General features: G+C 68.2%; 1 protein-coding gene. It reads left to right on the forward strand.

Annotated elements, in window-relative coordinates; all coding sequences use genetic code 11:
- Window positions 1–120 precede the first annotated feature (120 nt).
- Window positions 121–1,132: IS481 family transposase (locus tag PLL68_RS15580; RefSeq protein ID WP_324535655.1), on the forward strand; the 1,012-nt coding region annotated here is incomplete at its 3' end.

The raw sequence follows: 1,132 nt of genomic DNA on the forward strand, positions 1-1,132 counted from the left end.
TGTTGCGGCTCATGAGGTTGGTGTCACCCGGCGCCGTAGGTCGTGAGGGACGGGCAGGTCCCCGGCGGCAAAGATGGAAGTCGACCAAGACAACCGTCGCCGACACGAAGGACCTGCCCTGTGACCCACCGTAATGCTCCGCTGACCCCTCAAGGCCGTCTGCGGTTGGTGCTGCGCTGCCGCCATCGACCGATCGCCCACATCGCCGCCGAAGCAGGCGTCTCCCGCCAGTGCTTGGGCAAGTGGGTGGCCCGCTACCGCGAGCACGGCGAAGCCGGCCTTCACGATCGTTCGAGTGCACCAGCCCAGCGGCCCACCCAGACACCTGTTGCGGTGGTCGAGCAGATAGCGGTGATGCGGAAGAACAAGTGGTCAGCGCGCCGGATCGTGCGCGAACTCGCGGCCCAGGACATCCCCATCTCGGTGGCCACGGTGACTCGGTGGCTACACAAGCTCGGCCTCGCGCGCCTGGATCACCTCGACGTCGACGGCGAACCGCTGCGCAGGCCCGGCACCATCAAGGCCTGGTGGCCCGGGCACATGATCCACATCGATGTGAAGAAGGTCGGCCGCATCCCCGACGGCGGCGGCTGGCGCATCCACGGCATCAACTCCGACCAGGCCCGCGCCGCAGCCAGGGCCACCGCCAAGGCGAAGGCCAGCGGGACCCGGCCGGGCTACGTCTACCTGCACTCCGCAGTCGATGGGTTCTCCCGTCTGGCCTACACCGAGGCCCTCGAGGACGAGACCGCGAAGACCGCGATCGGGTTCCTCTTCCGTGCCCGCGTCTGGTTCGCCGCCCACGGCGTCACCCGCTTCACCCGGATCGTGACCGACAACGGCTCCTGCTATCGCGCCAAGGACTTCACCCGCGCGGTGTGCTCCTTCGCCGCGCGCCATCAGCGGACCAGGCCCTACACGCCCCGCCACAACGGCAAGGTGGAGCGATACCAGCGGATCCTGGCCAACGAACTGCTTTACGCCCGCCCCTGGCTCAGCGAAGACCACCGCCGCGACGCGATCGCGACCTGGAACCTGCACTACAACTACCATCGAACCCACAGCGCCGCCGGCGACCAGCCCCCGGCCTCACGCTTGCGGACCGGCGTCACCAACGTCATGAGCAACTACA

The organism is Ornithinibacter sp., assembly GCF_035443565.1.
Classification (GTDB): Bacteria; Actinomycetota; Actinomycetes; order Actinomycetales; family Dermatophilaceae; genus Fodinibacter.